This window comes from Mesorhizobium sp. M1066, from assembly GCF_040318635.1.
In the GTDB taxonomy this organism is placed as follows: Bacteria; Pseudomonadota; Alphaproteobacteria; order Rhizobiales; family Rhizobiaceae; genus Mesorhizobium.
Genome location: NZ_JAMYMR010000040.1, coordinates 20,187 through 38,446, shown reverse-complemented (window position 1 = coordinate 38,446; position 18,260 = coordinate 20,187). Strand labels below are relative to the sequence as shown.

General features: G+C 60.2%; 17 protein-coding genes and 1 pseudogene. 1 reads left to right on the top strand and 17 read right to left on the bottom strand.

Going from position 1 to position 18,260, the window contains the following annotated elements:
- Positions 1-85: 85 nt before the first annotated feature.
- From NKH52_RS29945 to NKH52_RS29920, 6 genes and pseudogenes are all read right to left on the bottom strand, one after another.
- Positions 86-319, bottom strand: a complete 234-nt coding sequence (locus tag NKH52_RS29945; protein ID WP_352736000.1) for a hypothetical protein — start codon at positions 317-319, stop codon at positions 86-88.
- A 695-nt stretch (positions 320-1,014) separates the two neighbouring features.
- Positions 1,015-1,182, bottom strand: a pseudogene (locus NKH52_RS29940) (ABC transporter ATP-binding protein); the annotation flags it as partial.
- 315 nt (positions 1,183-1,497) lie between these two features.
- Positions 1,498-1,737 carry a hypothetical protein gene (locus NKH52_RS29935; RefSeq protein ID WP_352735999.1) on the bottom strand — a complete coding sequence of 80 codons (240 nt, stop codon included), beginning with the start codon at positions 1,735-1,737 and terminating at the stop codon, positions 1,498-1,500.
- Entirely contained in the window at positions 1,704-2,750 is a 1,047-nt protein-coding gene (gene proX / locus NKH52_RS29930) for a glycine betaine/L-proline ABC transporter substrate-binding protein ProX (protein ID WP_352735998.1), read from the bottom strand. The genes NKH52_RS29935 and proX overlap by 34 nt, the downstream gene beginning before the upstream one ends.
- A 54-nt stretch (positions 2,751-2,804) precedes the next feature.
- Positions 2,805-3,743: an ABC transporter permease gene (locus tag NKH52_RS29925; RefSeq protein WP_352735997.1), complete on the bottom strand. Its 939-nt coding sequence runs from the start codon at positions 3,741-3,743 to the stop codon at positions 2,805-2,807.
- Between the two features lie 2 nt (positions 3,744-3,745).
- Positions 3,746-4,939 (bottom strand): quaternary amine ABC transporter ATP-binding protein, encoded by a 1,194-nt coding sequence (locus NKH52_RS29920; RefSeq protein ID WP_352735995.1) that lies wholly within the window; start codon positions 4,937-4,939, stop codon positions 3,746-3,748.
- 222 nt (positions 4,940-5,161) lie between these two features.
- On the opposite strand from NKH52_RS29920, the gene NKH52_RS29915 reads away from it, so the two are divergent.
- Complete coding sequence (locus tag NKH52_RS29915) at positions 5,162-5,806, top strand: cysteine hydrolase family protein (RefSeq protein WP_352735994.1); 645 nt, start codon at positions 5,162-5,164, stop codon at positions 5,804-5,806.
- A 2-nt stretch (positions 5,807-5,808) separates the two neighbouring features.
- Here the strand turns inward: NKH52_RS29915 and NKH52_RS29910 are convergent, their stop codons facing one another.
- From NKH52_RS29910 to NKH52_RS29860, 11 genes are all read right to left on the bottom strand, one after another.
- Positions 5,809-6,123, bottom strand: coding sequence for an NIPSNAP family protein (locus NKH52_RS29910; protein WP_352735993.1), 315 nt, complete (start codon positions 6,121-6,123; stop codon positions 5,809-5,811).
- Between the two features lie 16 nt (positions 6,124-6,139).
- Positions 6,140-7,222, bottom strand: coding sequence for an LLM class flavin-dependent oxidoreductase (locus NKH52_RS29905; RefSeq protein ID WP_352735992.1), 1,083 nt, complete (start codon positions 7,220-7,222; stop codon positions 6,140-6,142).
- Positions 7,223-7,329: 107 nt separating this feature from the next.
- Entirely contained in the window at positions 7,330-7,545 is a 216-nt protein-coding gene (locus NKH52_RS29900) for a hypothetical protein (RefSeq protein ID WP_352735991.1), read from the bottom strand.
- Positions 7,546-7,549: 4 nt separating this feature from the next.
- Entirely contained in the window at positions 7,550-8,563 is a 1,014-nt protein-coding gene (locus NKH52_RS29895; protein ID WP_352735990.1) for a flavin reductase, read from the bottom strand.
- 111 nt (positions 8,564-8,674) lie between these two features.
- Positions 8,675-10,543, bottom strand: coding sequence for a helix-turn-helix domain-containing protein (locus NKH52_RS29890; protein ID WP_352735989.1), 1,869 nt, complete (start codon positions 10,541-10,543; stop codon positions 8,675-8,677).
- Positions 10,544-10,589: 46 nt separating this feature from the next.
- Complete coding sequence (locus tag NKH52_RS29885; RefSeq protein WP_352735988.1) at positions 10,590-12,089, bottom strand: aldehyde dehydrogenase family protein; 1,500 nt, start codon at positions 12,087-12,089, stop codon at positions 10,590-10,592.
- An 80-nt stretch (positions 12,090-12,169) separates the two neighbouring features.
- Positions 12,170-13,918, bottom strand: coding sequence for an ABC transporter ATP-binding protein (locus NKH52_RS29880; protein ID WP_352735987.1), 1,749 nt, complete (start codon positions 13,916-13,918; stop codon positions 12,170-12,172).
- Positions 13,915-14,673, bottom strand: a complete 759-nt coding sequence (locus NKH52_RS29875) for a hypothetical protein (RefSeq protein WP_352735986.1) — start codon at positions 14,671-14,673, stop codon at positions 13,915-13,917. The genes NKH52_RS29880 and NKH52_RS29875 overlap by 4 nt, the downstream gene beginning before the upstream one ends.
- Before the next feature lie 8 nt (positions 14,674-14,681).
- On the bottom strand, positions 14,682-16,439 hold the full coding sequence (locus NKH52_RS29870; RefSeq protein WP_352735984.1) for a hypothetical protein: 1,758 nt from the start codon (positions 16,437-16,439) through the stop codon (positions 14,682-14,684).
- Between the two features lie 13 nt (positions 16,440-16,452).
- Positions 16,453-17,022, bottom strand: a complete 570-nt coding sequence (locus NKH52_RS29865) for an ABC transporter permease (protein ID WP_352968259.1) — start codon at positions 17,020-17,022, stop codon at positions 16,453-16,455.
- 242 nt (positions 17,023-17,264) lie between these two features.
- A complete protein-coding gene (locus NKH52_RS29860) occupies positions 17,265-18,206 on the bottom strand; it encodes an ABC transporter permease (protein WP_352735981.1) in 942 nt (313 codons plus the stop codon).
- Between the last annotated feature and the right edge of the window lie 54 nt (positions 18,207-18,260).

Genomic DNA, 18,260 nt, shown 5'->3' with positions numbered 1-18,260 from the left:
GCCCTTCATGGCATTCGCGTTCAGCAGCATCGTCAGGTCCGTCGCATAGGTGATTCCCAGGCCAACCGCAGCGCGACCTTCAGGCTCAGCCGGAAGGCCAGTCTGTAGGGTCGACCACCCTCCACCCCTTAGCGTCTCGCCTCAGTTCGTACCTGAATTCCGTGCTGCAGCGGAATTCCTTGATCAGCCAGGAGCGTGCGTCCGCTGCGACGATCGACATCATGCCTTCCGTCAGATGCGAGGCGACGCTGACATCGGAGGTTGCCTGGTGAAAAACAGCGGCCGAAACAATCTCGCCATCGGGCTTGCGAGGCGGCATAGCGCCTCGACGCCGACGATCGCGCGGGTGTCAAGGCACAGGAATGGTTGATAGAACGCGTCTATCCGACCTTCGAGTAAAGCAGCGTCCACATCGCGGATCACCTCGATGCGGGTCTTATCGCGCTGAGCGGCTCCGCTGTTTAGTGTGGGCAGGTTACGCTCGAAGCGTTGATCTCCGCGCCGACATCTCGGTTTGCGACTAAGCGCCGTCCGAAGGGCCGGAAGGGACGGGCTGAAGTTTTGAGCAACTCAGCCGCGAGTTCAAGCTTGAGCCAGTGAGGCTGGTGAAGGAGGGGGCGTGGCGGTGGCGCAGGCTGCCCGCGACTTCCGCCCTGCCCTGGGTACGCGCATTTGCGCTATCCGGCTAAAGATCGTCGTAATCTCCGCAAACTCGCATTTGTGCGCTTCTCTGACCTTCTCTGCTCCGCTCTCTTTCATAATTTGTTTTTAAGGCTCTGGCGGTCCTTGGATCCTCTTGCGCCTAACGCGGGACCGCACGGCCTTTCATGAAACCCGTCGGCTGATTTACCGCCTTGCGCACGGGAACCCGGCCTTGGGCACATAGCCGCCCACCCTTCCAACTTGTATTTTCAGCCTATCCGGGTTTCATAAGTCAAATAACTTAGGGAGGAATTAGACATGATAAAAAAGGCAATGCTCGGCGCCGGTATTCTTGCCGCCTGCATTTGGGGCGCGTCGCGTACCGTCCTGCGCGACCACCGCCCTGTTCATGACGATAATCCGGTCTGAAACCGCCAGCGCCTCTTCCTGGTCGTGCGTAACATAGACAACAGTCAGCCCGAGCTTGGTCTGGATCTCCCTGATTTCTTCGCGCACGTGCCGGCGCAGCTTGGCGTCAAGCTGCTGGCGCCCGAAACTCTTCACGAAAGCAGACTGGCTGCTTATGGGAGGACGTACTTGGGGCCGCCGTCCGCTGCGAGTCCTAAGCGGGCATCCGGAAAAAGTCGAAGCTGCGAAGGACGGCTCTCTAATCGCTAGCGTTGAATACTGAAGAAGGGCGAGATCGATAAACCGGCACACTCCAGGTTCCACCAAGGGTGCGCCGGATTCGAGACGGGAAGATCAGCTTGAGGCGAAGGTCGCACATGTCAATGTTTGTGTGCTGTCGCTCAATCCGCTGACAAGTCAAACAACACCCAGTCAATAGAAAGTTGATCACTGCTCCTCTTCTTGCTCCTGCGCGCCGCTGTTCCAGTCGAAAGTTGCCCATTTGGTGCAGGTCGATCGCGCACCAAAGCCACCGCGGTCGCAGGCTTGCGCACTGTATGTGCCGATGTCGCCGGGCTCCCGGTCGAACGAATAGCCATTGCCGACTTCGATCTGGTCGCCAGGATTGGTCTTGAAATTGAAGTGGCGCCGGATTATTTTCCAGGCGCCGCCGCATTCTTTACCCAAGTATCGAACTCGGACTGGTTCGCGGCAACCCAGTCGGCGGCGATCTTCTTGATCTCAGCGTCGGTCTTGCTACCGGCCCCGAGGTCACCTTCCCACTTGCTCCAAGTGTCCAGAGACCACTTCGCCTGTTCGATAAATCTCTTGACCGCGGGATTGTCGGTCAGGAAATCCCTGTTGGCAAGCGTGCGCCAGTTCCACGGACCGACCGCCATCCGGCAGGGATTCTGGTTGCCCGCGCAACCGACCACATCCTTGACCTCATGCGTCTTCGGTTTCGACACTCCCTCGGGGAGAGCGTCATACGGAATCGGCAGCCACACTATGTCTTTGCCGGGCTTCAGCCGATAGACGATCCAGGACGGGCTCCAAGTGTAGAGGAGGATCGGCTCACCGCGGTCGGCTCGTGCGAAGACCTCGCCGATCAACGGCTCGTACTTCGCCCGGATTGAGCGTACCGTATCGCTCAGCCCGAATTCCTTGACTTGGAAATCAACGACATCACCGCACTTCCAGGCCGGATCGCAATTCACCAGATTGGCTTTTCCATCGCCGTCGGTGTCGAACAGGGCTGCGATCTTAGGGTCCTTCAACTGCGAGAAATTGGTGATATTGTTGGCTTCGGCGGTCTTCTTGTCGATCATGTAGCCATTGATGCCGCCACCCGCGATGGTGCCTTCGTTGATAAGCTCGACGGTGTCCGAGATCTGCGCGATAGCAGGCTCGGCCTGCGGCCAGTTGATGTCGCCGGTCATGTCTAGGTCGTCCTGCGAAATGGCCTGCAGGATCGCCGACATATTCATGGTCGACAACTTTACATCGTAACCGAGCTTCTCAAGGCCCGCCATCAGGATTTGGTCCTGAATATAGTTAGCGCCCAAACTGTCGGAGGACGAAAAGCGAATGGTCTTGCCTTCGCCGGGTTTATCCTGCGCGAAACTTTGCCCGCCCATCACGGTTGCTGCAATGGCCATGGCCATCGTCAGCCCGTTGCGGTATCGATAATTCGCCAACATGTATTTCCCCTTTGTTGTAATATTTGTCGTGACGTTCCGCCTTCGCGACGGCTTTCAAACCTGCTGGTGCTTCGTTTCGAAACTCCCTGCTTTCTCGTTTCCGGGACGCAGTAGCTGCATCATGGCCGCCCGGATGCCTCGCGTCGGTTTTGCCCTGTCCCGGTTGGCCAGGCCCTGGGTGATGCGATCAAGGATCATGGCGAGCAAGACGATGGCGATACCGCCGACGGCAGCCATGCCGACATCAAGCCGTCCCAGTCCCTGAAGGACGACAAGTCCCAGCCCTTCGGCCCCGATCATCGATACGATCACCGACATGACCATCGCCATCAGCACGGTCTGGTTCAGACCGCCGAGAATGGTGGGCAGCGCCAACGGAAGCTGGACCTCCCATAGGAGCTGGGTGTCGGTGGCGCCAAAGGCGCGTCCCGCCTCGACCATTTCCTTGTCGACTAGGCGTATTCCAAGATTGGTAAAACGGATCAGCGGCGAGATTGCCGCCACGATCACCGCAACCGCTCCCGGAACGGTTCCGACACCGAAGAGCATGACCACCGGAACCAGGTAGACGAAGCTGGGCGTCGTCTGCATGACATCGAGGACCGGCCGCACAATGGTCCAGGCGCGATCGCTGCGCGCGCACAGGATGCCGATCGGAATGCCAATAATGACGCAAACCACGATTGCCGTGGCGATAAGCGACAAGGTGGTGATCGCTTCAGCCCACAAGCCCATGAAGGCGATCAAAACCAGCGAAATCAGCGTGAAGAGCGCCACGCCACGCGAGGCGGCTCGCCATGCGAGAAGGGCAAAGATCACGATCAGGATCGGAAAGGGAATCGCCTGGAGCCCATGGTCGATCGCCGTCAGAAGAGTTTCGACAGGCCATTTGATGGTCTGGAACAATGGCCGGAAATGCATCGCCAGCCAGCGGACGCCGACCTGGATCCACTGGTCCAGGGGGATGACATAGAGATTATCGACATCCAGCATGATTAGGCCTCCGCGCTCCGGGATTGCGAGGGCGTCGCCGCTGGAGCACCGATGCGGGACAGGATTTGGAGAGGATCGACACGCCCCATGTACCGGCCGTCTTCGTCAACGACCGCTATCGGCCTACCTCTGTGGCAAAGGCCGGCGACGACCGACAGCTTTTCCGAGCCGCATACCGTCTGATAATCCTTGCTCATCAGTGATTGAACCGCCGAACCATCGGGGAGGCGCGACAATTGGTGCGGCCCGACGACACCGATGACCTGCATCGAATCGTCCACGATGAAGATCGGCTCGCCATCGCCATCGAGGTTCGCCGCCGCACGGTCATCGAACCGGAGCGGGCTGCTTTCCACCATGACGGACGTGGCATCGAATAGGTGCGCCCGGTTGACGTCGCGGGTGAACGCCGCGACGTAGTCGTTCCCGGGTTTGGTCACGATTTCTTCGGGAACTCCCTCGCGCATGACCATTCCGTCTGCCATGATGGCGACGCGGCTTCCGAGCTTCAACGCCTCCTGGAAATCATGCGTGATGAACAGGATGGTCTTCTGGAAAGTCCTGTGCAGGCGCAGCAACTCGTCCTGCATTTCGCTGCGGATGAGAGGATCGAGCGCGCTGAAAGCCTCGTCCATGATCAGCACATCGGCATCCGTGGCGAGAGCGCGGGCCAAGCCGACGCGCTGGCGCATGCCGCCGCTCAGCGTACCGGGAAGATGGTTGGCCCACGATGCCAGCCCGACGACCTCCAGAACTTCCATCACCTTTTTCCTGCGCGCGCCGGCAGGCACGCCACGCAGTTTCAGGCCGAACTCGGCATTTTCCATCACCGTCCTGTTCGGCAGCAGGCCGAAGTGCTGGAACACCATGGAAATGCGCGTTCGGCGGATTTCACGCAGGCGCGCTTCGCTGGTGCCGGTGATTTCCTCGCCGTCGATCAGAATGCGACCGGCATTTGGTTCGATGAGGCGATTGATGCATCGCGCGAGCGTGGATTTGCCGGAGCCCGAAAGGCCCATGATCATGTAGATCGAACCGGCAGGAACGGACAGCGATACCTCGCTCAAACCAACGACCTGCCCGGTCTTCTGGAGCACAGCTTCCTTTGTCGCGCCAGACTTCAGCATGCCCAAAGCCAATTCCGGCGATCTGCCGAAAATCTTGTACACGCCCTCGACCGTTATGCGATCCGTCACACCTGTCCTCCACTCTTGGCCTGGCGTGCGATTGTCAGCCGCATTCCAGAGCCACGGTCCTGGTTAATGAAGATAGAACTGAGGCAACCGTCTTCCCCCGTTCGGCAGGATGCCTGCGTAGCCCAATGCTACGAAGGAAAGCATACGGCTCGCGGGTTCGATGATATAAGCTCTCCGGTGCCCGGATAGGTATAGTACGGGACGCCTGTGCGGAGAAACGGCGTGCTGGCCTCACTTAAAAATCCTGCCCTTGTAGTCGTCGATATGCAGAATGACTTCGTGCGCAAACGTGCCCCGATGGAGGTGCCATCCGCGCGCGAAACCATACCTGCGATCGGCAGGCTCATTACGGCGTTTCGCGGCAACGGCAAGCCGGTGGTTTTCACGCGGTACATTGCCGATCCCCTGTATCACGGTCTCGCCGGCAAACTTGCTTGGATCAAGTTGACCGATACGCCGACCCACGCATGCGTGCGGGGTTTCATGCGTTCCTACGGCGATGTCGAGGGCATGCGCGATGCTGCCGAGGTGATCGATGAGCTTGCGCCGCAGCATGGCGATATCGTGCTGGATAAGATTTATTTCAGCGCTTTCCATGCCACGGATCTCGCCGCGACGCTCAAGCTGCTCGTGGTGGACAGCCTGATCTTCGTCGGGACAGTGGCCGAAATGTGCGTCGAAGATAGCAGTCGTCACTCCGTGCATTTCGGATATCCGACAATTGTCGCGGAGGATGCCGTCTCTTCCAATCATGCCCCCAGTCGGCGCGCGATGCTCGACGCATTCGCACGCAACTACGGCTGGGTGATGACCACGGATCAGATCCTCGATACTTTCGGTGTCGGACACTTGGGAATCCAGGTTTGAACCTATCGCAGTGGTGAAAAGTCGGTCGGGACCAGTATCCGGTTTTCCATCGTCTCGATGTTCTCTGTCAGCTTGACGGTAAACGCCCGCCACGCTGGATCGTCAGCCAGCCGTTGACGGCGCTCGGCGCGGTCGTTCAGGTCGCTGTAGCCCCACAGATGCACAACGTGGTTGAGGGGTCCGATGTCGGTACGGAAATAGCCGATCAGATTGCCCAGGATTGGCTGCTGGATGGCAAGGCCTTCCTCGCTGACAAGCTGCATGTACCTGGCCAGACGGCCGGCCTTTATCTTGTAGATGCGTTCCTCGACGATCATGGCGCGACGCTTCCCATCAGGCGATAACCCGCGACTTTTCCCTTGCCGCTTCCTTCTCGCGCATCTCGAAGACGGGCATCACTTCCTTGATGAACAGCGCGAGCGATTTCTTCTGCACTTCAAACGGCAGGTCGAAGGCAAGGCCCAGGCAGAACTGATCGACGCCCGCCGCTTCATAGACCATCAGCTTCTCGATCACTTCGTCCGGGGTGCCAAAAAGCAGATTGGCGCGGATAGATTGCGGATCGTAGTCGCCACTGTTGCCAACGGTGTCGTAGGAGACCGCTTCAGGAAAGCCGTTCTTCACCGTGCCGATGTTCTGGAACAGGTTCTCGAAGCTGCGACCATATTGATAGCTGTAGCGAACCGGCAGTTCCCAGTCCTCAGGCCGCTCATAGACGCAAGTGCGGCGCAGCATCATGAAGCGCGGCTTCGGGACCTCTGGATGGTCCTGAACCGCTTTCTTGAACTTATCGCCGAGAATGCCGACTTCCGCGACTGGCCGCGACAACGGTGTGGAGAGGATGTTGTGGCCGTTGCGCACCGCCCAATCGAATGTGCTGGGATCGCGCGCCGCGACCCAGATCGGTGGGTTGGGCTGCTGCAAGGGTTTCGGAACCGAGGTTGCCCGCGGGAAGTGGTAGTACTTCCCTTCATGGGCGTGGTCGCCTGCCCATAATTTCTGGACCGCCGGCAGCAGCTCCTGCATGTAGGCCCCGCCTTCCTGTTGCGGGATGCCCCCGGCCATACGGTCGAATTCATACTGGTAGGCGCCGCGGGCGATGCCGAATTCCAAGCGCCCTCCCGTCAGGTGATCGCAAAGTGCCGCCTCTCCGGCGAGGCGGATCGGGGTCCAGTACGGCGCGACGATGGTGGCGGTGCCAAGCCTGATCTGTTCGGTATGCGCGCCCCACCAGACCAGCAGTTGGAACGGGCCGGGGGCGATCGTGAATTCGATCGTGTGATGCTCGGGCGTCCAGGCGGTCTCGAAGCGGCCGGCATCGGCCATGCGCACCAGTTCCAGCGTTTCAGCCGCCACCTCGCGCATATCCTTGTCGGGGCTAAACCTCTCCATGTTCAGGGAAACGGAAAATTTCATGGCGATGACCTTTTTGGATATTCAGTGGATTTGTCAGATGAGGCATCAGCGCAAACGGATTACGAACGGGTGCTGCGTGACGCCGGAGTAGTCGACGACGACATTCTTCAGCCGGGAGAATTCCCGCATGACCTCGAAGCCGCCGCGCTTGCCTGCACTGCGGCATCGACATCATCCGCCCCGGTATCGGCAAACTCGTACCAAGGCGTCGCGTTGGTCGGAACGTAGCTTGGTATGTAGCGTCCCGACCGCAGGGCGACGCGTTCGCCGGCAATGAAAAGTTCCTGACGCGACCCTTCGATCACCTTCACCCTGAGGTTCATCGACTCATCCTTCCGCGATTTCTTGATCGGCGGCCAACCCGTTCACCGCCCGCCAGGGTCGAGGCGCGCCGTCTATCATCGCAACCCGGCCACCATCGCTGGAATCGACATAGATGCCGAAGCGTGAGTCCGCGCGCTCATGCAGGTAACGGCGCAGTGTCGAGCGTATCTGCCGGATCGGGATGCTTTCCCAGGGCAGTTCCTCATGGGCAAAAAATCTTAGCGACGGCGAGAGATCCGGTATTTCGTCGAGCCGGCCGGCGAGCGCGCCACGGTAAACGACATAACCGGGCTGCTGGTCCGCCACGTCGAAGACCGAATAGAGGAACGCATCGCTGGTGAGCGGCGCAACCACGCCGCCGCCGTCGAAGCTGAGCATATCGCCCGGCTTGCGGTGCGTTGCCGTGGGCAGTTCCCAGCCTCCCGCTCCATCGTCGCGCAGCAGGATGCGGCCTTCATGCTCAACCAGATAGCCGATGATCATCCGATGGGAGGGCGTCCAGCCGGGCGGCATCGGGTCTTCCACGCACACATAGCGCCCCCGGCAAAACCCAAGCGGCGCGGCAGGGCTGGTGCCGAAAGCGCGCACCCGCCCGATCAGGATCACATGGTCGCCCGCCTCGATGCGGTCATGCACCGTGCAATCGAACCAGGTAAGGCTGTCTGTGAGCACCGGCGAGCCCGTGTGGACCACGGCATGGGCTATCGTCTCGAATTTGGAGATCGCCTTGGAAGCGAAGAGGCTCGCTACTTCCTTCTGGCGATCGTGCAGAACGTTGATGGCGAAGCTTTCGGCGGTGTTGAACGCCGGAAAACTGCTGGCGCTCTTGCCGATGCAGACGAGCAGCAAAGGCGGCTCAAGGGAAACGGAGGTGAAGGAGTTCGCGGTCATGCCGCGCGGCGAACCGTCTTCGTCCCGCGTCGTCACCACCGTGATGCCCGTGACGAAGGTGCCGAATGTTCGCCGTAGTTCCACCGGATCGATAGTACTCAGCTCTTTTTCCCTCTCAGCCGTCATGCTTTCCGTCTCTCCAGGAGAGTGGAAGGATAAAGGCACATGAGAGAGGGTCTTCCTGCTCTACACAGGAGAGGCAGCAATCAGGCTCCTAGGACACGAAGCAGAGCCACTTCAGACGGGCTGCTCCCGCGATATGGTTTCATTGAGGCGTATTGCCAGTTCCAGCGAAAACCGGCGCTCGGGTGAATCGATCTCGATGCCGAACAGTTCCTGGATGCGGTTCAGGCGGTAGCGCAGCGTCGTGACATGCAACTCCATCGCATCCGCGCAAACCTGGCTGCGGCAGCCATGCTCGAGAAAGACCGACAGGGTCTTGATATAATTCGTTGCGTGGTTTTCGTCGTGACGCACGACCGCACCAATGGTGATATCCACGAACGACTGGACTTCCTTGCTGTCAGCCGCCGAAAGCAGCAGCGGAAAAGGACCGAAATCCTGCGGTGCGAGCAGGCCCGCACGGCCAAACCGGACGGCAAGGCGGATCATGCGCTCGCATTCGAGCCACGCCTGGGGATAGTCGTGAATGCTCGAGCACGTCTTTCCCGCCACGACGATCGGTTTGCTGCCGATCAGCCATTGGGTTTCTTCAATCAGCTTTCGAACAAAAGTCTTGACGACCGCGTCAGCGTCGCGTTGGGCATTGGGGATGCGGCACAGGATGATGTCGCCCAACGCGGCGGCGCTTGCCTGCGGCGCCAGTTGCCCGGCAAGCCGAATGATGGAGCGGTGCAACTCGGCCATGGTTTTGCCCTTCTCCAGCACATCTACCGGCAGGCCAACGGCAACTAGCTTAGCCGTGGCATTCACGTCGATGCCAAGCCTGCGTGACCGCGCCGTCAAATCATCGACGTTTCGCCAGTTGCCGGAGACGATTTCCATGACCAATTCGCTGGACGTCTGCGATTCCGTCTGGAACCGCAAATGGCTGCGCATCAGCTGGACGCTGAGCGCAAATCGGGCACTTTGGAGAAGAAGATGATCGAGGTCGCCGAAATTGGCTTCAAGCGAAAATACGATCAGCGCCCCTACCGTCTCGCCATCAACGACCAACGGCTCTACCGCCGCTGGCAGATTGAGGTGATGGCCACCGCAATTCAGGTAAAGCTTGCGCATTTCCAGTCCGGCCTGCCCCGAGACTTCGCGGGCAAGGCGAAGAAACTGGCGGTTCATACCGTTGTCCATTTCTTCGCGCCAGCGAGACGCGTCGATGAGATCCGGTTTCGGCGAGCGTCCGGCAACGACCAGATTAGCAGTCAAATCCACCACCACGGTCGCGTTCGGCAGGAAGGTTTCGACCATGGAAGCCGCCGATGCGATGGAGCCGTCTGAAAGGACCTGATGCATAAGGGACGAATGCGCGGCCAGCGCTTTTTGGAGTTGCTCCGCCGCTACCTGCTCAGCCCTCAGCCTGTGGGCCTTATCAACGGCAATGGCGCCCAGATGGACGATCGTCTGCAGGAATGCGAGGTCGGCCGCCGACAAATCGACCACATCGCGCGACTGCACCGACAGAACCATGGCGCGGTCTTCCATATCCCGGCAGCCCAATGGCAAAACCACGACCGTGCGATAGCCGCGCTGGATTGCCTCTTCCCTGTAGCCGGGGAATACCATGCTCTCCTGAGCATCACGAATGATGACCGGGTCGTTGCGGGTCAACGCGATGAGGGACGGACTTGTCGCTAGCGTCCAGCGGTTGCGATAGGACTTCGCCAACTGGCTTGGATCGTGCCGGGTGACCACCACGGCATTGCCGTCTGCCTGATCGATGCTCATCACCGCGGCCATCGACCAGACATCGTGCTGGCAAGCCGCATCGACAAGATGCTGCAGCGTTGTCTCGAGATCGACGCTGGAATTGATGAGGCTGGTCACGTCGCGCAGAACGCGTGACAGCGGGCGATCCAAAGCGCTCAACAGAACCTCGCTGTTTACCGGTACTCTTAGCCGCTCTGGTTGATGGCGCGCCACGGCCGGCATGGGTTCGATCGAACTTCTGATGGCCGAAAGGCTTTTTTGCGGTCCTTTAAAGCGACATGATGACCGACTTGGTCTCCGTATACAGGTTCAGGCCTTCCTGCCCCCTCTCCCGGCCCCAGCCGGATTGCTTGAAGCCTCCGGTGGGAATGGCCGCGTCCACCGAGCCGTGTACGTTGACGCCGATCCGGCCCGCGCGAATGCGCCGTACCATCTTGTGGGCGACGCTCAGATCCCGCGTCCAGACGCTGCCGGCAAGACCGAAGATGCTGTCATTCGCCTGCCGGGCTATCTGTTCCAGATCGTCGTCATCGAAGCTCATGGCGCACAGCACAGGACCGAAAATCTCCTCCTGCACCACCGCCATGTCGGGCCGGGTATCGGTTAGAACCGTCGGGGCGATGAAGTTGCCTTCGTTACCGATTCGCGTGCCGCCAAACGCCACCGTTGCACCGGCGCTCCTGCCCTGCTCGATATAGTCCATGACGCGGTCGCACTGGACCGGGGAAATGACCGGTCCCATCTGGACACCCTCGCTGAGGCCATGGCCGACACGCATATCCCCCGCCCGCTGCCCGATGCCGTCGACGATCTGGTCGAACACTTTCTTATGGGCAAAGAGCCGCGATCCAGCGGTGCAGACCTGGCCGCTATTGGCGAAAATGCCTTGCGTGACGCCGGGGATTGCAACCGACAGGTCGGCATCGGGAAAGACGATGACAGGCGACTTGCCTCCCAGTTCGAGCGACACTTTCTTCAGATTGCCCGCGGCGGCCTTGACGATGATGCGGCCGACTTCGCTGGAGCCCGTAAAGGCAACCTTGTCGATCTGGGGATGCGCAGCGATCGCCGCGCCAGCGGTAGGTCCAAACCCGGTTACGACATTGACCACGCCATCGGGGATGCCGGCTTCCTGGACCAGTTCACCGAAGCGCAGCGCAGTTAGGGGCGTCTGCTCCGCCGGCTTGAGCACGATCGTGCAGCCGGTGGCAAGAGCCGGAGCGACCTTCCAGGCCAGCATGAGCAGCGGCGCGTTCCACGGAATGATCTGGCCAACGACGCCGACCGGCTCGCGCACCGTGAAGGCATGGTACTTGTCCGGCGCTGAGATCGAAATGGTTTCCCCTGTGATCTTGGTCGCCCAGCCGGCCATGTAGCGGAACATGTCCACGCTGAGCACGACGTCGGAATTCCGCGCATTGGAGAGCGGCTTGCCGTTGTTGAGAACCTCAAGCTCGGCCAGCTCGTCGGCGTTCTGTTCAAGCAGATCCGCAATTTTCCAGATGAGGCGCCCACGCTCACTAGGCGTCATGCGGCTCCATGGGCCGTCTTCAAAGGCCCGCCGGGCAGCCTTGACGGCGGTGTCGATATCGGCGGCGTTGCCTTCCGGAACCTGCGCGATCACGCGCCCGGTGCCGGGATCGTAGGTGTCGAAAACCTTCCCTGACTGGGCCGGCACCCACCGGCCATCGATAAGGAGTTTTTTCTCCTGGCGTAAAAAGGACGCCGCCTTCTCTCCGATTCGGAACTGGTCAGAATATGTGTTCATCGAATTCTCCATGGATATCGGGAAGCGCCTTGCTCGGATTGTTCAAGGGCGTCCATCTGAAACGCGGTGATTAAAGCTTGTCACTCGATCACGAAGTGGTCGGGTCCGACCGCACGAGGCTGCCGCTTCGGCGGGATGAAATCGAGCGGCCGCACGGGCGACGGCAATTCCGTCACCGGCTTGCCGATCAAGCGGTGCCTGTCCGCGGCCGGCTCTGGGTCCGGCACCGCCGACATCAGCTTCTGAGTATAAGGATGTTTCGGATTGCCTATCACCTCGCGGCTGGGCCCGATCTCCACGATCTCGCCAAGGTACATGACGGCCACGCGGTGGCTAACACGTTCGACAATCGCTATGTCGTGACTGATAAAGAGGTAGGACAGCCGCAGTTCCTCCTGCAACTCAAGCAGCAGGTCGATCACCTGGGCCTTGACCGAAACATCGAGCGCCGAGACGGCCTCGTCGGCTATGATGACCTTCGGGTCGAGCATCAGGGTCCGCGCAATGCAGATTCTCTGGCGCTGTCCGCCGGAAAACTCATGCGGAAGACGGGTGATCATCGATGCTTCGAGGCCGACACGCTCCAGCAGATGTTTCGCCTTGTCCAGAGCCTTGGCCCTGGTCGCTAGCCCATGGCACAGCAGGGGCTCCGCCAGGATTGCACCGACATTTTGCTTCGGGTCCAGGGAACTGAAAGGATCCTGGAAGATCATCTGCACATTGCGCCGGAGATCCGAAAGATCGGACCTGTTGTCGCGCCGCACCATGCGTCCGTCGAAGACCACCTCGCCGGAATCCGGGGGATTGAGAAACAGGATGCTGCGGCCGGTCGTCGACTTGCCGCAGCCGGACTCGCCAACCAGCGACAGCGTTTCCCCGGGCATAATGTCGAAGCTTAGATCCTCGACGGCATGGAGACGCCCCACCTTACGGCGCATTGCCCCGCCACGCACGTCGAAGCGGGTCACCAAATTGCGCACGCTCAAAACCGGTTTCGGCACAGCTTCATTGGCAGGCGCGCGGTAGGAGCGGGACACGCCTTGCCCCAACCGGGGAACCGCGTCGATCAGCATCCTCGTATAGTCTTCGCGCGGACGCCCGAAAACATCCTTTACTGCTCCGGTCTCCACCACACGGCCCTTGTGCATGACCATGACGCGGTCGGCGATGTTGGCCACTACGCCCATGTCATGCGTGATGAACAGGATCGCGGTGCCGGTATCGCGCTGGACCTCGTTTAGGAGATCGAGGATTTGCGCCTGTATCGTCACGTCGAGCGCTGTTGTCGGCTCATCGGCAATGAGCAGCTTCGGCGAGCACGCCAATGCGATGGCGATCATGATCCGCTGCCGCATCCCGCCGGAGAACATGTGAGGATAGTCATTGAACCGCCGCCGCGCGTCAGGAATGCGAACGCGGTCGAAAAGCCGGATGCCCTCCTTCCGCGCTTCGGCATCACTCAAGGGCCGATGCTGGCGCAGCATTTCCTTGATCTGGGTGCTGACCTGCAGAACCGGATTTAGGCTCATCATCGGTTCTTGGAAGATCATGCTGGCAATGCCGCCACGCACCCGCCGCAATGTCGATGTCGACGCGCCCACCACTTGCTGGCCATCGACAATGACCGAACCGGTCACATGGGTATTGCCGGTAAGCAGTCCCATGATTGTCATGGAGGTGACGCTCTTGCCGGACCCCGACTCGCCGACAAGCGCCAGCGTCTCGCCAGCATGGATGGCCAGATCGACATCATGCACCACTTGATGCTTGCCGAAAGCGACGTTGAGGCCGTTCACCTCAACCACTGGATCGGATTTCCGTTCACTCATGAGCTTGGCGCCGGTGCAACAGTGAAGCCCGCCTGCGAGCGAGAGCGCTCCGACGTTGGAGCCCAAGTGAGCATTTCGAGCCCGTACAGTGTATCCAGCGTCTCGCGCGATACGGGAACGCCCTTCTGATGCGCCACGGCAATCTTTTCCCGAGGCCGAACGGCAACGTGCCCGGACGGCTTCAGTTCAGGTCTGTGAGCGCTGACCATGAGAAGCGTACAACCCGGTGTCAGCTCGGCCGCGTCGATCGATTCCAGAACCGCTGTGTCCTCACCGAGGAGCGCCGCGAGGGCATCCTGGCCCTGGCCCGAATAAAGCACACCCCCTGCGTCCGATTCAGCCAACAACCAGTCGAAGGTTCCACCTCTGGCGATGATGCCGATAGAAGAGAGATTGTAGTCCATCGCACCGACCAACGTGGCCGGAATAAGCGACAGCTCGGTCGCCGCCGATAGCCGGCATACTTCCCATTTGGCGCCGGCTGCATGCGCGGCGAGTGCATCGATGGCAGCAGGTCCAGTTTCAAGAAATGAAATGCCGGCGGCGTCCAGCATTGTGAGGCCGTTCGATTTCCGGTAGCGGAAGCCATGGGAGGGTCGGGGCCCCGCTTGGCGAATATCATCCAGAATAGCCGGGTCGAGCGCCGCACCTGTTGCGACGAGGTGAGCACCTCGGTCAGCAGTTCCGAACGCATACCCCAGCGCCCTAAGGGACCACGGCAGGACACGGGTCAGTTCGGAATAGGCAACACACATGGACGCGCTCACAGGGCAACCTCATTCTCGCGCTTGTGAACCTGGGATTTCGGCGTGTCAGGCGCGAGGAATTCCGAAGGCAGAGGCTGGTCTTGGAAGAAAGTCCCCCGCACATAGCGGATGCTGAGCGGCGTCGAGCCACGGATGCCCAGCGACGCGAGGAAAAACCGTATGAGCTCGGCGGGGACGAAATCGCGATGCGCGAGCGGATCGCGTATTTCCGCATAGGGCAGGCCATCCAGATACTGCACGCGCGAAATGGCGTAGTGCAGGTCCGGGTGGTCGAGGACGACGTCGCCGACGCGCTCCTTGTCGCCCCGGCTGACCAGCACCGCCGCCAGCCTCTGGGTCAGTCCTATATGGTCGATGAAGGATTCGAAACGCTCGTGCGGATCGATCACCCTCTCGCCGCGCCTCTGTTCGCCATTGTCGATCGAATGGTACCAGAAGTGCTGGTGAGTTTCGGCGAGCGTACGGTCGGCGGTGAGGGCCCAGACGTAGTTTCTGTGCAGGATCTCGCGCAGTTCAGCGACTGTCATTGCTGGCTGCAGTTGCCGCTTGCGGGCTGCGCCGATCTGGAAATAGGGCGCGATGGCGTCACAAAAGTCCGGCACCACATCGAGAAGCACACTGTGGAACAGCTCCCTGGTCTCGCCATCCATATCTTCCGCGACATTCGCGGCAACATCGCCCCAGTGCTGAAACCGTCCCTCGCCCAAGCTGGCCGATATCCGTTTGAGATTGTCGACGATGGTCTCGTTGGCCACCACATAGTCCTGCGTCTGCGGGTCGGTCTGCGCATAGATCACGATTGCGCTATCTATCGAGCTGCGGACAATCGAAATGCTGCCCGGATCGACGCGCAGGCTTTTTGCGTAGCCAAGTGCTGCCTCGCGCACAGTCACCCAGGTGGCTACCCAATGCGGCCAGCGCTGGAGGGCGACGCACATGCCCTGACCCGACGAGTTGCCTATGCCAAGCCCGCGCGCGATGGAGATGTCGAGTTGAGCCGCGTCTGGATTACGCCGCCGCGCCACGGCATTGACGAGATCGATGGAGACCAGCCGCACCAGATAGACTGCGAAGAGATCGCCAAAGAACGGGTGCGCCAGCGGGTGCCCCTCGGGAATGCCCGGATAAGAAACCGTGCCGTTCCGGCCGCTGCTCTGAAAGCCGCCGTTTCGCATGAGATAGGTGATGCCGAGTTCGGGCGCGGGCTGTTCGCCGCGGGACAACGCTTCGACAACCGCGTCGAAATGGCGGCTGCTGCGATTTGCGGGTGTCCAGCCGATCACATCCGAATCCGTCCGCATCTCGCCTTCCGCCTTGACGTCGAATGTATCGAATTCCTGTTTGATGCGCTGGTCACTGGCAAGATTAACGAAAAGTGCGCCGAACATGTCGCGAGCGGCGCCATCCGAGCGGCGTCCGACTTTTTCGATTCCATCCCATGGGTAAGCTCTGGCGATGTAGGTGAAGGAATGGCCTTCCGCCTCGATCCGGTAGATGAACCTCGCCGCGCCGTCATCGCTGCATTCCGCCGAGATCATTCTTATCTGCCAGCGTTCCCGAACGATCCTGCGCAGCAGCATGTCGGCAAAACTGACGCGGGAAGCCTTGAAGCAACGAAGGGTCTCCACGCGCATCAAAACATCCGCCGGCCGCATCCATCGCCGCGCCTTCACGGCACCGTCCCGGCCCGCAAATTCGTGCAGGCGTTGTTCTATGAATGCCGGCAGCGGCGGCTCGACCTGGTTCGACGTCATTTCCCTGTTCCAATCAGCGATCATTGCGGGACGGGGTCTCGTTCATGCTCGACCCGACAAGATAAAATGTGAAAACGGTAAGGGCGACGGCAGCGCCCGGTCCCAGGCTGAGCAGCGGCAGGATAGGCAGGAACATCGAACCGTCGCGCACCATGCCGCCCCAGTCGGGAGCCGGCGGAGGAACGCCCAGCCCCAGGAAGCTGAGGCTTGCGGAGGTGAAGATCGCGAAGGCCACATTGATTGCGAACTGCGCCCACACCACGCGCATCGTGTTTGGCATGATATGATGGCGGATGATCCAGAAAGAGCTTGCGCCCGTGGCGCGCGCAGCTTCCACGAAGACCATTTCCCGAACGACGAAGACCTGACCACGAACCAGCCGCGCGACCGTCGGCGCGGTGACAACACCCAGCGTGACCGCCAGGTTGACCACCGATGGCCCGAGCATCGCGGTGATGATCAATGCGAGAACGAGCCCCGGCAAGGCGATGAAAATGTCGATGATCTGGACGAGGAAGAAATCGATCCAGCCACGGAAAAATCCGGCGATCAGGCCAATGGGTGCGCCGATCAGCACAGCCACGATCGCCGCCGAAGCACCCACCTGCAATGAAACCCTTGTTCCGTAGATGACGCGCGACAGCACGTCCCGGCCAAGTTGATCCGTGCCAAGAATATTTTCAGCCGAAGGCGGGCCGAGGACGTTTATCGTCGTGGCGGTCGGGTGCAGGGGCGCGATCAAGGGCGCGAATACCGCGATCAAAGTGATGATCGCCAGAAGCGTCAGGCCAAGGACCAAGCGGAAGGGAAGTTTTCTCATGGATGCTAAGCCGATGTTCGCACGAGCGGATTGACGAGGCTGTAGGTCACGTCCGCCACGAGGTTGAGCACCATCACGCCGACGATGATCACCATTCCAACCGACAGCATGACAGGAAAATCCCGGGACGAGATCGCTTCGACCAGAAGCCGGCCCATGCCTGGCATCGAAAAGACGGTTTCGGTGACGACCGCGCCGCCGACAAGTTGTCCAAGCGAAAGACCGGCATAGGTGATCAAGGGCAATATGCTGTTGGGCAGTATGTGCCGGTAGGAAATGCGCGCCTCGGACAGCCCCTTCGAACGCGCCGCCTGGATGTAAAGGCTGTCTTTCACCGACTGGTATTCGGCTTTGTAGACCAGCGTGAACGAGCTGAAATAGAAGGTCGTAAGCGTGATGACGGGCAGGATCATGTGGATGAGATGCTGCCCGGCGCCCCGTGACCACGGCGACCATCCGGTCGTCGGCAGCCAGCGGAGCTGAACCGAAAACAGGTAGATCAGCAGCAGTCCGAGAAAGAAATTCGGTACGGTGATGCCGACGATGCTGACGGCGGCGGTGAGCCGGTCCACCAGCTTTTTCATGAATGTCGCCGAATTGATCAGCGTTGCCCCCAGGAATGCGATGAGGATCGCCCAGGATGCCAGCTCGAGTGTTAGAGGAAGGGCATCCGCGATCATTTGCGCGACAGGCTGTTGGGTGGAATAAGACCGGCCCAGGTCGCCCGACAATGCGGCGCTGATCCAGTTCCAGTAACGCGACAGGATGGGCTGGTCGAAGCCTAGCTTCGCGTTAAGTTCGGCGATCGATTGAGGGGATGCGTTCTCCCCAAGCATGATCGCCGCTGGCGTCCCCAGAAAGGACGTCACCGACGTGAACAGCAGAAAGGTCAGAACGATAATGTTCGGAACCATGATCGCTATGCGGGAAAGTACAAGCGCAAGCATCCCAGCCTCAGTTCATTGCGAAGAGATTGAAGAAACGCCTCCCGGCGCCCGTCT